The sequence below is a fragment of the Pilimelia anulata genome (assembly GCF_014647895.1).
Taxonomy (GTDB): Bacteria; Actinomycetota; Actinomycetes; order Mycobacteriales; family Micromonosporaceae; genus Pilimelia; species Pilimelia anulata.
Genome location: NZ_BMQB01000010.1, coordinates 78,642 through 94,998 on the forward strand (window position 1 = coordinate 78,642; position 16,357 = coordinate 94,998).

The window sequence follows — 16,357 nt, forward strand, 5'->3', positions numbered from 1 at the left end:
CGGGCGCCGATCGACGGCGGTCCGCGGGCGGGCGCGGCGCCTTCCGGCAGATGGGGCATTATGGGCACCATGCTTTACGCGGTCATCCCGGCCGGCGGCAGCGGTACGCGGCTGTGGCCGCTCTCGCGCGCCGGGCACCCGAAGTTCCTCCACCCGCTCACCGGCACCCCGGCCTCGCTGCTCCAGGCCACCGCCGACCGGCTGGCCCCGCTGGCCGGCGCCGACCGGACGTACGTGGTCACCGGCGCCGCCCACGCCGCCGCGGTGGCCCGGCAGCTCCCCGCGCTGCCCGCCGGCAACGTGCTGGTCGAGCCGTCGCCGCGCGACTCCTGCGCCGCGATCGGCCTGGCCGCCGCGCTGATCGCCCGCCGCGACCCGGACGCCGTGATGGGCGCGTTCGCCGCCGACCACCTGATCGCGGACGTCGCGGAGTTCCACCGGGTGATCGGCCGCGCCGTCGAGGGCGCCCGGGCCGGGCACCTGATGACGGTGGGCATCACGCCGACCAGGCCCGAGACCGGGTACGGGTACCTCCAGCTCGGCGCCGCCGCCGGCACCGCCCGCGCGGTCGCCGAGTTCAAGGAGAAGCCGGACGCGGCCACCGCCGAGCGGTACGTGAAGTCGGGCAACCACCTGTGGAACGCCAGCATGTTCGTCTGGCGGGTGCGCACCTTCCTGGACGAGCTGGCCCGCCAGTGCCCCGACCTGCACGCCGGCCTGGACCGGATCGCCGACTCCTGGGGCACCCCGGCGCAGGACGCGGTGCTCGGCGAGGTGTGGCCGACGCTGCGCCGGATCTCCGTCGACTACGCCGTGATGGAGGGCGCCGCGGCGGCCGGGCTGGTGGCGACCGTCCCCGGCGACTTCGGCTGGAACGACGTCGGCGACTTCCACACCCTCGGCGCGGTGCTGCCCGGCGACCACGCCGGCAACGTCACCCTCGGCCCCGGCGAGGCGCTGCTGGACGACTGCGCGGACACCGTCGTCGTGGCGCAGTCCGGGCGGCTGGTCGCGGCGGTCGGCGTCCGGGACCTGGTGGTGGTGGACACCCCGGACGCGCTGCTGGTCTGCCCGCGCGACCGCGCCCAGGACGTCAAGCGCCTGGTCGACGCCCTGGACACCCCCACCCGCCAACTCCTGCGCTGACCCGCACGGGGCCGCGCCGACCGGCGTCGGTGGGCGGCGGCGCGGGCGGGGTCGGCTGCCCCTCCGCGGCCGTGCCGACCGGGGCCGGGTGCGGCCGTACGCGAACGGGGCCCGGGCAATGTCGCCGGCGGTGGGTAGGGTGCTGGCATGCGGAGCGAGGTCGCGCTGAGCGCCGGCGGGAACGAGGCCAGTGATCTGCTCACCGTCCGGTCGCCCGGACTGCTCGCGGCGCACGGCGCCCAGCGGGCATTCTGGACGGTGCTGGACGAGGGCCCGGTCGAGGAGTGCCTGGCGCTGCTGGTCCAGCGCACCGGCGGGGAGTGGGTCGCCCACCACCGGGCCGTCGACGGCGGCGCCGAGAGCGGCCGGACCGAGGACGGCGAGGCGCTCGCCCACCGCGCCGGCTGGGTGTACGTCGTCGGCTCGCACTTCGGCTCCAAGCGCGGGCCGCTGCGGGCGCGGCGGGCGTTCATCGCCCGGTTCCGCGAGGACGACGCCGCCGCGGACGGGCCGCAGCTGCACGTGGTGCGCAACAAGTTCCGCCTGCACCGCGTGCTCAACGACGCCCTGCGCGCCGCGGACCTCGACCTGCTGCCGCCGGGCCGGGGCGTGCGCGAGCGGTTCATCATCGAGACCATCCGGCGCGGGCTGGCCAAGGGCAAGAGCTGGGTGTCCCGGCTGGACCCGGGCGACTGGCCGCTGAACGTCGAGGCCGCCGCCTGGACGCCGCACGGCACGCTGCTGTTCGGCCTGCGGTACCCGGTGGCGGCCGACGGCGCGCCGATCGTGGTCGAGCTGGCCGACGTCGAGGGGATGTTCGAGGAGCCGGCGCGCTGGCCGCGCGCGGTCGGCGTGTACACGGTCACCGGCATCACGCCGCCGGGGCGGCTCACCGGCTTCCGGGCGCTGGTCGACCGGCCGGGCGGCGGGTACGACGCGGTGGTCGGCTCGATCGACGCCCTGGACAAGAGTTCGGCGGTGCTGGACGACCACCCGGACGGCGGCGAGGTGCACTGCCGGCACGTCCGCTTCGCGCTGCCGAGCCCGGCCGAACCGGCGGACGCCGACGGGCCGCGGCCGGCGGTGCGCTGCGCGGCCGTGCCGGGGGAGCTGGTGGCCGACCTGGCGCCGCTGCACCACGTCGAGGGGCTGGCCGAGTCCGACGGCGTCCGGTACTACGTCACCGACGAGGACCACCGCATCGCCCTGCTGATCGACGACTGACGCGGGCGCCGCCGGGGCTACCGGGCGACCGCCGCCGACACCTCCCGCCCGGTGCCGTCCGGGAGGGACCAGTCGCTCAGGGCGATCATCCCGCGCGTCGCCAGCCGGTGCGGCGTCAGCCGGACCAGCGCGTTGCGCACCGCGACCGCGACCGGATGCCGCACGTACGGACCGAGCGCCCCCGTCCGCACCGTCGCCCGGGCGACCGCCTGGCTGCGCGGCCGGCGCACCTCGTCGTACCGGCGCAGCGCCGTCGGCAGGTCCGCGTGCGTGCGCACGGCCCAGGCCAGCGTCGCCGCGTCCTCGATCGCCTGCGCCGCGCCCTGCCCGAGGTAGGGCAGCGTCGCGTGCGCCGCGTCGCCCAGCAGCGCCACCCGCCCGGCCACGTACGTCGGCAGCGGCGTGGCCAGGTGGCGCAGGTCCAGGTGGATGATCGACTCCGCGGGCGTGGCGGCGATGGCCCGGCCGACGTCGGCGTGCCAGGAGCCGAACCGGTCCAGCAGGTACGCCCGCTCGTCGGCGTGCCGCACGCCGGCGGGGGAGCGGACGGCGGTGTACCAGTAGGTCCGGTCGTCGACCAGCGGGATCAGTCCGACCTCCTCGCCCGCGCCCCAGGACGTCGACGGGGCCAGCCCGGCGATCGGCGGGCAGATGCCCAGCCACGCGGTGACCCCGCCGTACACCGGACCGGGGTGCGCCGGGAACAGCGCCGCGCGGCACCGGCTGTGGATGCCGTCGGCGGCGACGATCAGGTCGGCCGGCGGCACGTCGGCGTCGGTGTCGACGGCACCGTCGGGGGTGATCCCGCGCACCTCGGCGCCGGTGACCAGCGCCCCCGCCGGGAGCGCGCCGCGCAGGATCTCGTGCAACTGCGGCCGGGCGACGGCGATGAGCGCGCCGTTCATCCGCTCCTGGAGGTACCGGCCGTCCCAGCGGGCGAGCCAGCGCCCGTCGGGGGTGCGGATGCCGCCGTGCCGCTGCGGGCGGGCGATGGCGGCGACGGCGTCGCCGAGGCCGAGGGTGGCGAGCGCCCGCTGGGCGTTCGGCCAGAGCCCGATGCCGGCGCCGAGGGCGCGGATCTCCGGCGCCCGTTCCAGCACCCGGACGTCCCAGCCGGCCCGGTGCAGGCCGACCGCCGCGCTGAGCCCGCCGATCCCCGCGCCGATGACGATCGCGCTTCCCATGGCCATCCCCTTCCGTACCGCCGATGGGCCCGACTCTACGCCTGTAGAGGGTCGGATCTCTACGGGCGTAGAGGGTCGGCCTACGATGTGTGAGTGGCATCACCGGACACCCCCCGCCCCGCCCGGATCGGCGACGCCGCGATCGAGGTGATCGCGGCGCACGGGCTGCGCGGCCTCACCCACCGCGCGGTCGACACCGCCGCCGGCCTGCCGACCGGGTCGACCTCGTACTACGCCCGCACCCGGGCCGCGCTGCTCGACCTCGTCCTGGACCGGCTGGTCGCGCTGGACCTGCGCGACGCCGGCATGGCCGGCGGCCCGCCCGTACCGGCGTCGCTGGACGACGTCGCCGCGCTCGGCGCCCGGTTCGTCCACCACCAGCTCACCGCCGGGCGCAGCCGGGTGCTCGCCCGGTGGGAGCTGGCGCTGGAGGCGACCCGGCGGCCGGAGCTGCGGGCCCGGTACGACGCGGCCGGCGCCCGGCTGCGCGCCCCGATCGCCGGCGTGCTCGCCGCGCTCGGCTCGCCCGCGCCGGAGCGGCACGGCGAGCTGCTCGTGCACTGGATGGAGGGGCTGGTCCTGGACTCGATCGCCGGCGCGGGGCATGCCCGGCCGCCCGGGCCGGACGAGGTGCGGTCGCGCTTCCGCGAGCTGCTCGTCCGGTTGACCACCGATTCGCCGGTACCGGGCCCTTCCCGATAACACCATCCCCACTGGGTGTTAAACGCCTCTAATGGGGTAATCCGCCCGTGGCATCCGGACGGACGGAAGGTGGACCGTGGGCAGGCACACAGCGAAGCAACGACTCCGGCTCCGACCGCGGCCGTTCGCGTACCTGGCCCTCATCGGGCTGGCCGCGGCGCTGCCCTGGCGCCCGCTCACCCCGGTCGGCGTCACCGCCGCCGCGCACGGTCCGCTGCGGATCATGCCGATGGGCGACTCGCTCACCTGGGGGACCGGCAGCCGCGGCGGCGACGGCTGGCGCGGCCCGCTGTACGAGCGGCTCACCGCCGCCGGGCACCACGTCGACTTCGTCGGCCCGCTGCGGCACGGCACCGGCCCGGACCCCGACCTCGCCGGGTACCCCGGCTGGCGCGTCGACCAGCTCCGCGAGCAGGTGCCGCGGCTCATGGCCGAGCACCGCCCGGACATCGTCCTCGTCCACGTCGGCACCAACGACCTGCGCCGCAACGACCGGCTGGACACCGTCGCCGAGCGGCTCGCCGCGCTCGTCGGCGAGATCCGGGCCAACCGGCCGCGCACCACCGTCGTCCTGGCCCGGCTGGCGCCGGCCACCGAGCGCACCGTCCAGCGGCGGATCACCTGGTACAACAACCGGATCACGCTGCTCGCCCGCCAGTACGACGGCGCCGTCGCCGACATGACCGCGCTCGACCCGCGGGCGGACCTGCACGACGCCCTGCACCCCAACGACCACGGGTACGCCCGGATGGCGGCCCGGTGGGCCGAGGCGATGGCCCCGGCGCTGGCCGACCGGGCGTAGCGCCCGCGCCGTCGGGTAAGTGCGCACCATGACCGGACACGTAATGGTCTTCGCCCCCGTACCGCTGCTGACCGCCACCATCGAATGCCCCGGCGCCACCGACGAACTGCACCTGCACGCCGGCGGCCAGGGCGTGTGGAACGCCCGCATGGTCGCCACCCTCGGCGTCCCCGTCACGCTGTGCGCCGCGCTCGGCGGCGAGACCGGCGACGTGCTGCACCACCTGCTCGCCGACGAGGGCCTCACCCTGCGCTCGGTGGAGCGCGAGGCGAGCAGCGGCTGGTACGTGCACGACCGCCGCACCGGCCAGCGCACCGAGGTGGCCGCGTCGCACGGCCCGGCGCTGACCCGGCACGAGCTGGACGAGCTGTACGGCCTCGCGCTCGCCGAGGGCCTGCGGGCGAACGTCAGCATCCTCAGCGGCACGCCCGACCCGGCGCTGGTCGCGCCCGAGGCGTACCGGCGGCTGGCCGCCGACCTCACCGGCAACGGCGCCCGGGTCGTCGCCGACCTGACCGGCGAGCACCTGACCGCGGTCCTGGCCGGCGGGGTCTCGCTGGTCAAGGTCTCGCACGAGGAGCTGCGCGCCGCTGGCCGGGTCGGCTCCGCGGACCGGGCCGAACTGGTCGACGCGCTGCACGCGCTCGCCGCCGAGGGCGCGGCCGCCGTGATCATCAGTCGCGCGGCCGAGCCGGCGCTGGCGCTGCTGGACGGGGCCGCGTACGAGATCGCGCTGCCGTCCCTGGAGGTCGCCGAGCACCGCGGCGCCGGCGACTCGATGACCGCCGCCGCCGCGGCCCGGCTCGCCCGCGGCGCCGACCTGGTCGACGCCGTGCGCACCGGCGCCGCGGCCGGCGCCGTCAACGTCACCCGGCATGGCCTCGGCACCGGGCATACCGACCTCATCGCCGAGATCGCCGACCGGGTGGAGATGCGGAGGCTGTAGATGCGCGTGCTCATCACCAACGACGACGGGATCGACGCGCCCGGCCTGGCCGCGCTCGCCGCCGCCGTCGCCGCCCGGCACCCGGACGTGGTCGTCGCGGCACCGGTCGGCGAGGCCAGCGGCGCCAGCGCGGCGCTGTACGCGGTCGCCGACAACGGGCAGCTCCGGCTGCACCGCCGCGAGCTGGCGGCGGCGCCGGGCGTGTCCGCGTACGCCGTGGACGCCTCGCCCGCGTACATCGCGCTGCTCGGCGGCCTGGGCACGTTCGGCGCGCCGCCGGACGTCGTGCTCTCCGGGATCAACCGCGGCGCCAACGCCGGCCACGCCGTCCTCTACTCCGGTACGGTCGGCGCGGCGTTCAGCGGCGCCCGCGGCGGGGCCCGCGGGCTCGCGGTGTCGCTGGACATCCTCGGCCCGGCGGTCGACCCGCGGGACCTCGGCGACGCCACCACCGGCGGCGCCCGGCTGGACGCCGCGCACGCCGTCGACGATGCCACCCGGCAGTGGGCGCCGGCCGCCGAGCACGCCGTCGCGCTGCTGCCGCGGCTGGCCGCGCTGCCGCCGGGCACGGTGCTGAACCTGAACGTCCCGGACCGGCCGGCGATCGCCGGCGTGCGCTGGGCGGAGCTGGCCGACTTCGGCCAGGTGCAGATGTCGATCGCGGAGGCGGGGGAGGGGTTCGTGCGCACGACGGTCGAGGAGACCACCTCGGCGCCGGTCCCCGGCACGGACCTGGCGCTGCTCGGCGCGGGCTACGCGACGGTCACGGCGCTGCACCCGGCGGCGACGCTCCCGCCCCCGTTCCCCCTGCCCTGACCCCGCCACCGTCCGCGGCCGGCCGGTCCCCGGCGGCGCCCGCGGGTCCGCGCGCCCCGGCGGGGGTTCCCGCGCGGGCGGCGTCGTCCGCGGCGGCGCGGCCGTCGGCGAGGCCGCGGGCGTACGCCTCGGCCGCGCCCTCGCCGAACATGTCCTCGGCCGCCGGCCGCAGCAGCGCGGCCACGCCGGGGCCGTCCGGCTCCGCGCCGGTGAGCGGGTACCCGCGCACCAGCACCACCGGCACCCCCGCGGTCTTGCCCTTGACCAGCTCGGCCGCGGCGGCCAGCTCGTCGGCCACGGCGATCTGCGTGACGGTCAGCGGGTTCCCGTACGGGTCGACCGTCCCGCGGTGGTCGCGCAGCGGCGGCAGCCCCGCGCAGCCGAGCGCGAGGTCGGTCTGGCCGATCCGCCAGGCCCGCCCGGCCGTGTCCGAGACGATCACCGCGACCCGCCTGCCGTACCGCTCGCGCAGCGCCGTGCGCAGCGCCCGGGCCGAGGCGTCGGGGTCGACCGGCAGCAGCGCGAGCACGCCCGGCGGCACGTTGGAGGCGTCGATGCCGGCGCCGTTGAGCACGAAGCCGTGCCGGGTCCGGACGATCCGGGTCGCCCCGCGCGCGGCGACCACGCCGACCGACTCGGCCCGCAGCGCCGCCGCCCGGGCCGCCTCGCGCGCGGGCCCCGCCGCCGGTACCGGGACCAGCCGGCCCTCCGCCTTGGACACGATCTTGCTGGTCACGACGACGACGTCGCCGTCGGCCAGGTCCGGGGCGGCGGCGTGCACGAGCGCGGCGAGGTCGGCGCCGGGGCGCACCTCGCCGATGCCCGGTACCGGGATGATCCGCAGGCTCATGCCCGTCATGATGCCGCCGACGCGGGTCGGTGCGGGGGGTATGACGCGCGCGCTGATCGAGTGATGAAGGTCTCCATACAGGAGGGTGAGCTTTGCCCACTGTGCGGTGAACGCCCGAACCGGGTGACATGCCGGTCCGTTCGGATAGTGAGTGGTTGCGTACGCACGGGAACTGGCGTACCCGATCGGGGTGAGCGGCGACCAGCATCGCGGCGACCGACCCATCGCCCGTCGCCGATCAACCGAGCGAAAGCTGCCGGTTCGGGTCGTCCCCGACGCTGACCATCCCATTGTTGCCGGGAAACCGGCATTGCTAGGTTGCCCGCAATCGGCGACCGCGCGGTGACACCGCGCGGTCGTCGCCGTCTGTCGCACCGCCACACCCACAGCGGCGCGGCGCACGGACCCGCAACGCACACCAGGGGAGAACACTTCATGAGCAATGTGCAGCGCCGGGATCTGCTGCGGTACGGCATGGCAACGGCCGTCACCGCCACGGCGGTGGTCGGGGTGTCGCAGGTGGCGTTCGGCGCCACCGGCGAGCAGCCGGGGGGCGCCGCTGCCGCGGCGGCCGACGACCCGCGTGACTTCGACAAGACCTACAAGGGCAAGAAGATCAAGGGCCTGCACGACAAGGCCAACAAGAAGCACAAGCTCACGATCAACGGCAAGAAGCTCGGGATCATGGTCATCGAGGTCCCGGTGGGCCCGGACTCCAAGGAGACCCAGCTCGCGCTGCTGAGCACGCTGACCCACTACGAGCCGTTCCCGCTCGACGAGAAGGACAAGAAGGACGGGCTGCTGAAGCTGGCCGAGAAGGCGGTCGACACCCTCGGCGACGCCGAGCTGACCGACCTGGCCGGCGACGACCACGACCACCGCTGACCCGACCCCTTCTCTCAACCGGAAAGGCAGCTCATCGTGGGCATCCGTAAGAATCAGCGCAACCTCACCGCGGCCGAGAAGACCGCGTTCGTCAACGCCGTGAAGGCGCTGAAGGCGCAGTCGGGCGGCAAAAACTACGACTGGTTCGTCACCACGCACATGCAGTACTTCGCCGTCGTCGGCGGCATCCGGTACGCGCACCAGTCGCCGTCGTTCCTGCCGTGGCACCGGCAGTACCTGATCGAGTTCGAGAACGCCCTCAAGGCGCACAACCCGGCCGTCGACCTGCCGTACTGGGACTGGACCGTGGACCGGTCGGCGACCGCCGCGCCGTTCACGGCCGACTTCATGGGCGGCAACGGCTCCGGCGGCAACGGCCCGGTGACCACCGGCCCGTTCGCCGGCGCGACCAACTGGCGGATCAACGTCAGCAGCACCAGCTCCACCTCGCTGCGCCGGGCGATCGGCGGCTCGCTGCCGACGTCGGCGCAGGTGAGCCAGGTGCAGGGGCTGTCGACGTACGACGCCTCGCCGTGGAACTCCTCCAGCACCACCGGCATGCGCAATCGCATGGAGGGCTGGGTGAGCCCCAACATCCACAACTCGGTGCACGTCTGGGTGGGCGGCCACATGGCCCAGCAGGACTCGCCGAACGACCCGGTGTTCTGGCTGCACCACGCCAACATCGACCGGCTGTGGTCGCTGTGGCAGACGCAGTGGGGCTGGGGCACCAACCGGTACCTGCCGGGCGGCGGCACCTCCGGGGTCGTCGACGTCAACGACGTGATGCAGCCGTTCAGCGGCGTCACGCCGACGACGGTGCTCGACCACCGGCCGACGTACACGTACGCCTGATCGAACGCGGTGGGCGGTCGCGCGCGACCGCCCACCGCGCGTCAGCGGTCGGCGGCGGCCAGGGCCGCGTGCACCATCGCCGCGGTCGCCGCGTCGTCGGTCATCCACAGCGGTACCGCGTGCACCGCGACGCCCGGCACCTCCGCCGCGGCGTCGACCTCGTCGACCAGCCAGGCGTCGAGCAGCCCGTCGGCCGACCGCGCCCCGTACAGCCCGCCCACGCCGGCAGCGGTGCACGGCGTGCCGACGGCTGCCAGGCACTTGTCGGCCATCCCGCGCACCGGGGTGTCGTCGATGATCGGGGACAGGCCCACCACGGGCGCCCGGCCGCCGGCGATGGCGTCGCGCAGCCCCGGTACGGCCAGGATCGGCGCGATGCTCACCACCGGGTTGCTCGGCGCGAGCAGGACCACGTCCGCGGCCTCGATCGCCGCCAGCACCCCCGGCGCCGGCCGTGCCTGCTCGGCGCCCACGAAGACGAACCGGCGGGCGGTGAGCCGGGCCCGGTACCGCACCCACCACTCCTGGAAGTGGATCGCCCGCTGCTGCCCGTCCTCCTCGACGACGACGTGCGTCTCCAGCCGCTCGTCGGTGGCCGGCAGCAGCCGCACGCCCGGCTCCCAGCGCGCGCTCAGCGCCTGGACGACCGCCGAGAGCGGGTACCCGGCGTTCAGCATCGTCGTCCGGACCAGGTGGGTGGCGATGTCCCGGTCGCCGAGGCCGAACCACTGCGGCTCGGCGCCGTAGGCGGACAGCTCGTCGGCGACCGTCCAGGTCTCGTCGGCGCGGCCCCAGCCGCGCTCGGGGTCGGCGCCACCGCCGAGGGTGTACAGCACGGAGTCCAGGTCGGGGCAGATCCGCAGGCCGTGCATGATCGCGTCGTCGCCGACGTTGACGACCGCGGTCACCTCGGCCCCCGCGTCCGCCGCGTACGCCCGCGCGCCGCGCAGGAAGCGCGCCCCGCCGATCCCCCCGGTCAACACCACGATGCGCATGGCCTCATCCTCGCCCTTCCGGCTCCCCCGCGCGCGCCCGGGGCGGCCCGCCGCGCCGCGGACGCACCCCGATGATCCACCCGCCCGGCCCGCGGGGCCAGCGCCGGCGCGCGGTCATCGCCGCGGCGTACCCCGGCCGCCCGGCCGACGGTCGCCCACCCGATCGGGTGACGGTCACTCAGTGTATCGATCAATGTTGATCCGGCCGCCCGGACGAGGCCGAATCCGGGCGCGATCGGGACATGTTTTCCCTGTTCACAGGTCGTGATCTCGGAACGGTAACGATCCATTGTCATCGATCCGGATCGTGCCCTACCGTTCGGCACCTGATCACGGACCGCAACTCCGTGGCCAGTCCGGGCGCTCCCGCAACGCACCCGGCCACACCCGAACACGCCGACACCCGCCCCGCACGGCGGTGCCGGCGGTGTGGCGCACCCTCACGCACAAGGGGAAACACACAATGCACGGACCATCCGTACGATCGCTGCTGGCCGCCCTCGTCGGCGCGGCCACGCTGCTCGCACCCGCCGCGGCCGGCGCCACCGACCGCACCCCGGCCCCGGACGCCGGCAGCACCCGGATCATCGGCGGGAACAAGGCCCGCGACGGCGCCTACCCGTGGATGACCTGGCTCTCGGTCAAGCACAAGAGCGTCACCTACGTCTGCGGCGGCACCCTCGTCTCACGCGACATCGTCCTGACGGCGCAGCAGTGCGTCGCCGAGAAGCCGCAGCAGGGCCGCCCGGTGACCATCACCGCGGACATCGGCGAGCTGGACCACACCGAGGCCGCCGCGGCCGGCGCCCAGCGCAGGGGCGTGCAGTACTACGCCGGCAAGGGCGTCGGCGCCGGCGACTGGGCCGTGGTCAAGCTGGACAAGCCGTTCAAGGCCGCCGCGTACCCGCTGCTGCCCGCCGACGACACCCTCGACGACGCTGAGGAGGCGCGGGTGCTGGGCTGGGGCCGGACCGCCGCGAACAGCGACAAGCTGTCGCCGGTACTGCGCCAGGCCGACGTGCTCCAGTACACCGGCCGGCTGTGCAACGCGGCCCGCGACGCCGAGCTGTGCGCCGGCGACCCGAAGGAGCCCGACACCGGCGTCTGCGCCGGTGACCACGGCGGCCCGCTGATCGCGGCCCCGGCCGCCGCGGCGGCCGACTGGGTCCAGCTCGGCATCACCTCGGTCGTCGACTGCGCGCAGGCCAACAAGGTCGGCCGGTACGCCCGGGTGAGCGCCTTCACCGAGAAGATCCAGGCGGCGATCGTCCTGCTGGACGGCACCCCCGCCGGGACGACGGCCGACCGCCGCTAGCCGCGGCGCGCGAGACCTTATTGGGGGAAGAGTCGGGGCGGGGGCGGTGGAGCCCCCGCCCCGAACTCCGCTTCCGGGCGGGCCGCCGGGAGGCGCCGGTCGCCGTCGCTCGTTACCCTGGGTGCCGCGCGGGAATGCCGACCGCGCCGCACGGTCGCCCGCCCGCACCCGATCGGGCCGGCCGTCGCCGTCGACACCGCAGGGAGCCCCCGGTGAGCGTGCCGCCCGACGCCCGCGACCTGACCGCACCCCTCCGCGCCCACGCCGCGTACGCGCTCGTCGGCGCCGCCGGGGCACTGCTGCTCGCCGCGCTGGTCGGCCTGCTGCCCAGCGGGAGCACGCCGTACCCGCTGTACGCCGCCGGCCGGTTCGGCAGCTTCATCAACCTCGCCACGATCGGCCTGCCCGTCGCCGCGGTGTACCTCGCCACGCACGGCCCGCGCCGGCTCGCCGGCGCCCGGCTGATCACCCTGGTCGCGCTCGTCGAGCTGGGCGTGGCCGCGCTGTGCGGCACGCTGTTCGGGGCGATGATCGGCCTGTACGGGCTGGTGACGTACGGCCCCGGCGTCAGCGCCGGGCTCCAGGCGATGCTCACCTGGCTGGCGTACCTCGGGCTGCTGGTCGTCGCCGGGCTGTTCTGCCTGCGCGTGTGGCAGGGCCTGTTCGCCGGCGCTCCCGCCGGCCGGGCCGCGCCGCGGACCCCGCCGGCCGCCCCGCCGTTCCGGCCCGGTACCGCGGGCTCGGCGCCGCCGGAGCACACGACGTTCCTGCGCGGTTCCGGCTCCGCCGACCGGACGACCGTGATCGGCGGCTCGGGCGCCGAGCCGGCGTACGGGTCCCCGCCCGCCGCCCGCCGCCCGGCCGCGGACGAGCCGACCGTGCTCACGCCGCCCGCCGTACCGCCGCTGGGGCCGCGGGCCGGCAGCGACCCGACGACGATCCTGCCGACCCGCGCCGGGTCGGCGGGCAGCCCGCCGCCGGTCGTACCGGGCGGGCCGGACACCCGGCCGGGTCCCGGCGCGGTGCCGCCGCCGCGGTACGGCGAGCCCGCCCGGCCGGTACCGCTGGTGCCCGGCGCGCGTACGGCGGTGCCGCCGGCGGCACCCGGCCGCCCGACCACCGGATCGGTGTACGGCAGCCCGCCGGCGCCGGCGACCTCGCCGGACGTGGCCGCGGTGCTCTCCGGCATCTTCGGCCCGCCCCCCTCGCTCAACCCGGGCGGCGGTGCGGCGGCGGGCCGTCCCGCGGTGGCCGGCGATGCCGGGGTGTCCGGCGGCGCCGGGCCGGGCGGTGCGGCGACGTCGGGCGGGGCGGCGCCGGGTGGTGGTGCGGCCCCGGTCGACGCCGCCCCGGTTGTTGCGGCGTCGCTCGCTCCGGCCCCGGTTGTTGCGGAGTCGCGTGCTCCGGTCGCGGGTGCTGCGGCCGCGGGTGTTGCTGCCTCGGGTGCTGCGGCCTCGGGTGCTGCGGCCTCGGGTTCTGCCGCGGCTGGTGGCGGGGCGGCGGGTGACACGGCCGGGGTGAGGCCGTCCGGCGCCGTGGCCGATGACACCGCGACGCTCGCGGTGCCTCCCGTCGCCGGTGCTCCCAGCGGTGCTCCCGCGGACGGCGGGCGCGGTGCCGGTGGCGCTGCCGCTGACGCTGACGCCGGTGCTGCCGGTGGTGGCGATGTCGCCGGCGGGGCCGACGCGGGCCCGCGCGGGGAGCGGGCCGCGGGGGTGATGCCGCCGCCGGTCGGCGGTGCGCTGGACGCGCTCCTGCGCTCGATGGGCGCCAACGACCCGACCGCACCGCACGCTTTCCCGCAGACCACCCGCCCCGCCGCCGGTCCGACGGCCGGCAGCGCCGCCGCGGCCCCGGCCGCTCCGCCGCCCGCCGCTCCGCCCGTACCTACGGCACCCGCCGCACCGCCGGCGCCCGCTGCGTCAGTCGCGCCGCCGGCGCCCGCCGGTGCGTCCGCGACCGTCGCGTCGACCACTCCGGCCGGCCCGCGCACTCCCTCGGCCCCTGCCGGATCGGCCGACGTCGCGCCGCCGACCATCCCCGCTGTCCCGCCCGGTGCTGGTGCTGGTGCTGGCGCTGGCGCCGGGGGCCGGGCGAGTGTCGGCGGTGTCGCCGGCCCGGCTGGGGCCGACCGTTCGTCCGGCGCCGCCGGCGCGGCGCGGGTTGGGGCCGCCGCCGGTTCGACAGCCACCGGCACCGCGGCCGTGGGCCGAGCGACGTCGAGTTCGGCGGCCACCGGCTCGGTGAGCGCTGGCTCCACGACCCCTGGCTCCACGACCCCTGGCTCCACGACCCCTGGCTCCGTGACCGGTGGCTCGGTGGCTTCGAGTCCGGTAGCTCCCGGCTCCACTTCTCCCGGCTCCACTCCTCCGGGGTCCACTTCCGCCGGGTCCGGGACGTCCGGCGCGGTGACGTCGGGGTCCGCTGCCGCCGGCCCGGCGGCGTCGCGCCCCGCGACCGCCGGCCCGGCGGGCGGTTCCGGCGCGCCGATCGCCGGAGCCGCCGCCGCACCGGCCGCGGGTGCGGCGGACGGGCCCGGCGCCGGTACCGGCAAGGGCGCCGCCGGTCCGGACGCTACCCAGATCCTCGCCGGCCCGCAGGGCACGCAGATCCTGCCGCGGATCACCCGACCCGGCCCCGAGACCACCCACCTGCTCCCGCCGCACGAGCGCTGACCGCACCGGGACCCGCCGGACGGCGACCGGCCACACCTTCCCGCCGCGCCGCCGGCCCCGACCCGCGCCGGTCCGTGCCCTGCGCTGAAATCCCTCACCGACCGGCGCCGGGCGGATGGATCCGCGCCGGCTCCGTTGTGATCGGGTCCGGCGGGTGAACCCGATCCGGCTTCCCCTACCCCGACCGGACCCGTCGGGGATGTGGGTGCGGGCGGCGGGTGGGAGGTGGTGGGTCCGGAACGTCCCGGTTCGGTCGTTGTACGCGGTGTGATTCGGCCACCCCGACCGGTGACTGTGGTCACCGGAGCGCGGCGCGCCGCCCGCGGTGGGCCGGTCCGGCCGGGTCGGCCCGTACCGTGTCGGGAATGGCGGTGGATTCGGGGACGCGCAGGGCGCTGCGCCGTGCGGCCGACGGGCGGGCGCTCGATGTGGACGAGGCCGCCACCCTGCTCGCCGCCCGCGGCGCCGACCTGGACGCGCTGCTCGCCGCCGCCGGCACCGTCCGGGACGCCGGCCTCGCCGCCGCCGGTCGACCCGGTGTGATCACGTACTCGCGGAAGGTCTTCATTCCGCTCACCCGGCTGTGCCGGGACCGCTGCCACTACTGCACCTTCGCCACCGTGCCGCACCGGCTGCCCGCCCCGTACCTGGAGGCCGACGAGGTGCTCGCCATCGCCCGCGCCGGCGCGGCGGTGGGGGCGAAGGAGGCGCTGTTCACCCTCGGCGACCGGCCCGAGGCGCGCTGGCCGGCGGCGCGGGAGTGGCTGGCCGCGCGCGGGTACGACTCCACACTCGACTACCTGCGCGCCTGTGCTATCGGCGTCCTGGAGGGGACCGGCCTGCTGCCGCACCTCAACCCGGGCGTGCTGAGCTGGGCCGAGCTGCACCGGCTGCGGCCGGTCGCGCCCAGCATGGGGATGATGCTGGAGACGACGGCCGCCCGCCTGTACACCGAGCCGGGCGGGCCGCACCACGGCTCGCCGGACAAGGACCCGGCCGTCCGGCTGCGGGTGCTCGCCGACGCCGGCCGGGTCAGCGTGCCGTTCACCACCGGCATCCTCGTCGGCATCGGCGAGACGCTCGCCGAGCGGGCGGAGTCGCTGTTCGCGATCCGGGCGGCGGCGCGCGAGTACGGGAACATCCAGGAAGTGATCGTCCAGAACTTCCGCGCCAAGCCGGACACCGCCATGCGCGCCGCCCCGGACGCCGGCCCGGCCGAGCTGGCCGCGACGGTCGCGGTGGCGCGGCTGACCCTCGGCCCGGACGTGCGCCTCCAGGCGCCGCCGAACCTCATCGACGACGCGTACGACCTGCTGCTGCGCGCGGGGATCGACGACTGGGGCGGGGTCTCGCCGGTCACCCCCGACCACGTCAACCCCGAGCGGCCGTGGCCGGCGGTGGAGGCGCTCGCCGCCCGGACGGCGGCGGCCGGGTTCGCGCTGCGCGAGCGGCTGACGCTGTACCCCGAGTACGTCCGCCGGCCCGAGGGCTGGCTCGACCCGCGGCTCGGTCCGCACGTCGCCGCGCTCGCCGGCCCGGACGGGCTGGCCGACGAGGCGGCCCGCCCGGTCGGCCGCCCGTGGCAGGAGCCGCCGAACCCCGGTACGGCCGTACCCGAGCCGCGGCGCTCGGTGATCACGACATCGCATTCGGTACGCACGGGGCCCGCTGTCGGCCCACTCCCGTCCTCGCCCGGCCGGCGGGCCGACGACCCGGCCGGAGTGGCGTCCGGCGGTCCCGACCCGGTAGCGGCCTGGCGGCCGACCGGCGACCCGGACCCGGCCGGGCGGACCCCCGACGGGGCCACTGTCCTCGACACCGACACCGACACCGACACCGACACCGACACCGACACCGACACCGACACCGACACCGACACCGATGTCGGCTCCGACCCGTCCGGCTCGCCGGCCGGGAGTGGATCGGCGGCGCGCCGCGGGTCGGGGGCGCGGGGGCCGATGG

Annotated in this window: 13 protein-coding genes and 1 pseudogene; 11 read left to right on the forward strand and 3 right to left on the reverse strand. The window is 76.7% G+C overall.

Annotated features, from left to right (window positions below):
• Positions 1–69 precede the first annotated feature (69 nt).
• Entirely contained in the window at positions 70–1,146 is a 1,077-nt protein-coding gene (locus tag IEY94_RS19450; RefSeq protein WP_189171669.1) for a mannose-1-phosphate guanylyltransferase, read from the forward strand.
• Between the two features lie 147 nt (positions 1,147–1,293).
• Positions 1,294–2,370 (forward strand): hypothetical protein, encoded by a 1,077-nt coding sequence (locus tag IEY94_RS19455; RefSeq protein ID WP_189171670.1) that lies wholly within the window; start codon positions 1,294–1,296, stop codon positions 2,368–2,370.
• Between the two features lie 17 nt (positions 2,371–2,387).
• On the opposite strand, the gene IEY94_RS19460 is transcribed toward IEY94_RS19455, so the two are convergent.
• Positions 2,388–3,554, reverse strand: a complete 1,167-nt coding sequence (locus IEY94_RS19460) for an FAD-dependent monooxygenase (protein ID WP_189171671.1) — start codon at positions 3,552–3,554, stop codon at positions 2,388–2,390.
• A 93-nt stretch (positions 3,555–3,647) separates the two neighbouring features.
• Here IEY94_RS19460 and IEY94_RS19465 point away from each other — a divergent pair, with 93 nt between their 5' ends.
• The 4 genes from IEY94_RS19465 to surE all read left to right on the forward strand — a co-directional run bounded on the left by IEY94_RS19465 (position 3,648) and on the right by surE (position 6,820).
• Positions 3,648–4,256 (forward strand): TetR/AcrR family transcriptional regulator, encoded by a 609-nt coding sequence (locus IEY94_RS19465; protein ID WP_229784266.1) that lies wholly within the window; start codon positions 3,648–3,650, stop codon positions 4,254–4,256.
• A gap of 76 nt (positions 4,257–4,332) precedes the next feature.
• Positions 4,333–5,058, forward strand: coding sequence for an SGNH/GDSL hydrolase family protein (locus IEY94_RS19470; RefSeq protein WP_189171672.1), 726 nt, complete (start codon positions 4,333–4,335; stop codon positions 5,056–5,058).
• Positions 5,059–5,086: 28 nt separating this feature from the next.
• Positions 5,087–6,004 (forward strand): PfkB family carbohydrate kinase, encoded by a 918-nt coding sequence (locus IEY94_RS19475; RefSeq protein ID WP_189171673.1) that lies wholly within the window; start codon positions 5,087–5,089, stop codon positions 6,002–6,004.
• Positions 6,005–6,820: a 5'/3'-nucleotidase SurE gene (surE, locus tag IEY94_RS19480; RefSeq protein ID WP_189171674.1), complete on the forward strand. Its 816-nt coding sequence runs from the start codon at positions 6,005–6,007 to the stop codon at positions 6,818–6,820.
• On the opposite strand, the gene IEY94_RS19485 is transcribed toward surE, so the two are convergent.
• Positions 6,768–7,670, reverse strand: coding sequence for a coenzyme F420-0:L-glutamate ligase (locus IEY94_RS19485; protein ID WP_189171675.1), 903 nt, complete (start codon positions 7,668–7,670; stop codon positions 6,768–6,770). The genes surE and IEY94_RS19485 overlap by 53 nt on opposite strands.
• Before the next feature lie 435 nt (positions 7,671–8,105).
• Between IEY94_RS19485 and IEY94_RS19490 the strand changes: the two genes are divergently transcribed.
• Positions 8,106–8,555, forward strand: a complete 450-nt coding sequence (locus tag IEY94_RS19490) for a tyrosinase family oxidase copper chaperone (RefSeq protein WP_189171676.1) — start codon at positions 8,106–8,108, stop codon at positions 8,553–8,555.
• 36 nt (positions 8,556–8,591) lie between these two features.
• Complete coding sequence (locus tag IEY94_RS19495; RefSeq protein WP_189171677.1) at positions 8,592–9,410, forward strand: tyrosinase family protein; 819 nt, start codon at positions 8,592–8,594, stop codon at positions 9,408–9,410.
• Positions 9,411–9,451: 41 nt separating this feature from the next.
• Here IEY94_RS19495 and cofD read toward each other — a convergent pair whose 3' ends face one another.
• Positions 9,452–10,405 (reverse strand): 2-phospho-L-lactate transferase, encoded by a 954-nt coding sequence (cofD, locus tag IEY94_RS19500; protein WP_189171678.1) that lies wholly within the window; start codon positions 10,403–10,405, stop codon positions 9,452–9,454.
• A gap of 463 nt (positions 10,406–10,868) precedes the next feature.
• Here cofD and IEY94_RS19505 point away from each other — a divergent pair, with 463 nt between their 5' ends.
• The 3 genes and pseudogenes from IEY94_RS19505 to cofG form a co-directional block, all read left to right on the forward strand.
• Positions 10,869–11,720: a S1 family peptidase gene (locus IEY94_RS19505; protein WP_189171679.1), complete on the forward strand. Its 852-nt coding sequence runs from the start codon at positions 10,869–10,871 to the stop codon at positions 11,718–11,720.
• 212 nt (positions 11,721–11,932) lie between these two features.
• Positions 11,933–14,395 carry a hypothetical protein gene (locus IEY94_RS19510; RefSeq protein ID WP_189171680.1) on the forward strand — a complete coding sequence of 821 codons (2,463 nt, stop codon included), beginning with the start codon at positions 11,933–11,935 and terminating at the stop codon, positions 14,393–14,395.
• A gap of 365 nt (positions 14,396–14,760) precedes the next feature.
• Positions 14,761–15,987 (forward strand): annotated as a pseudogene (gene cofG / locus IEY94_RS24390) (7,8-didemethyl-8-hydroxy-5-deazariboflavin synthase CofG); the annotation flags it as partial.
• Between the last annotated feature and the right edge of the window lie 370 nt (positions 15,988–16,357).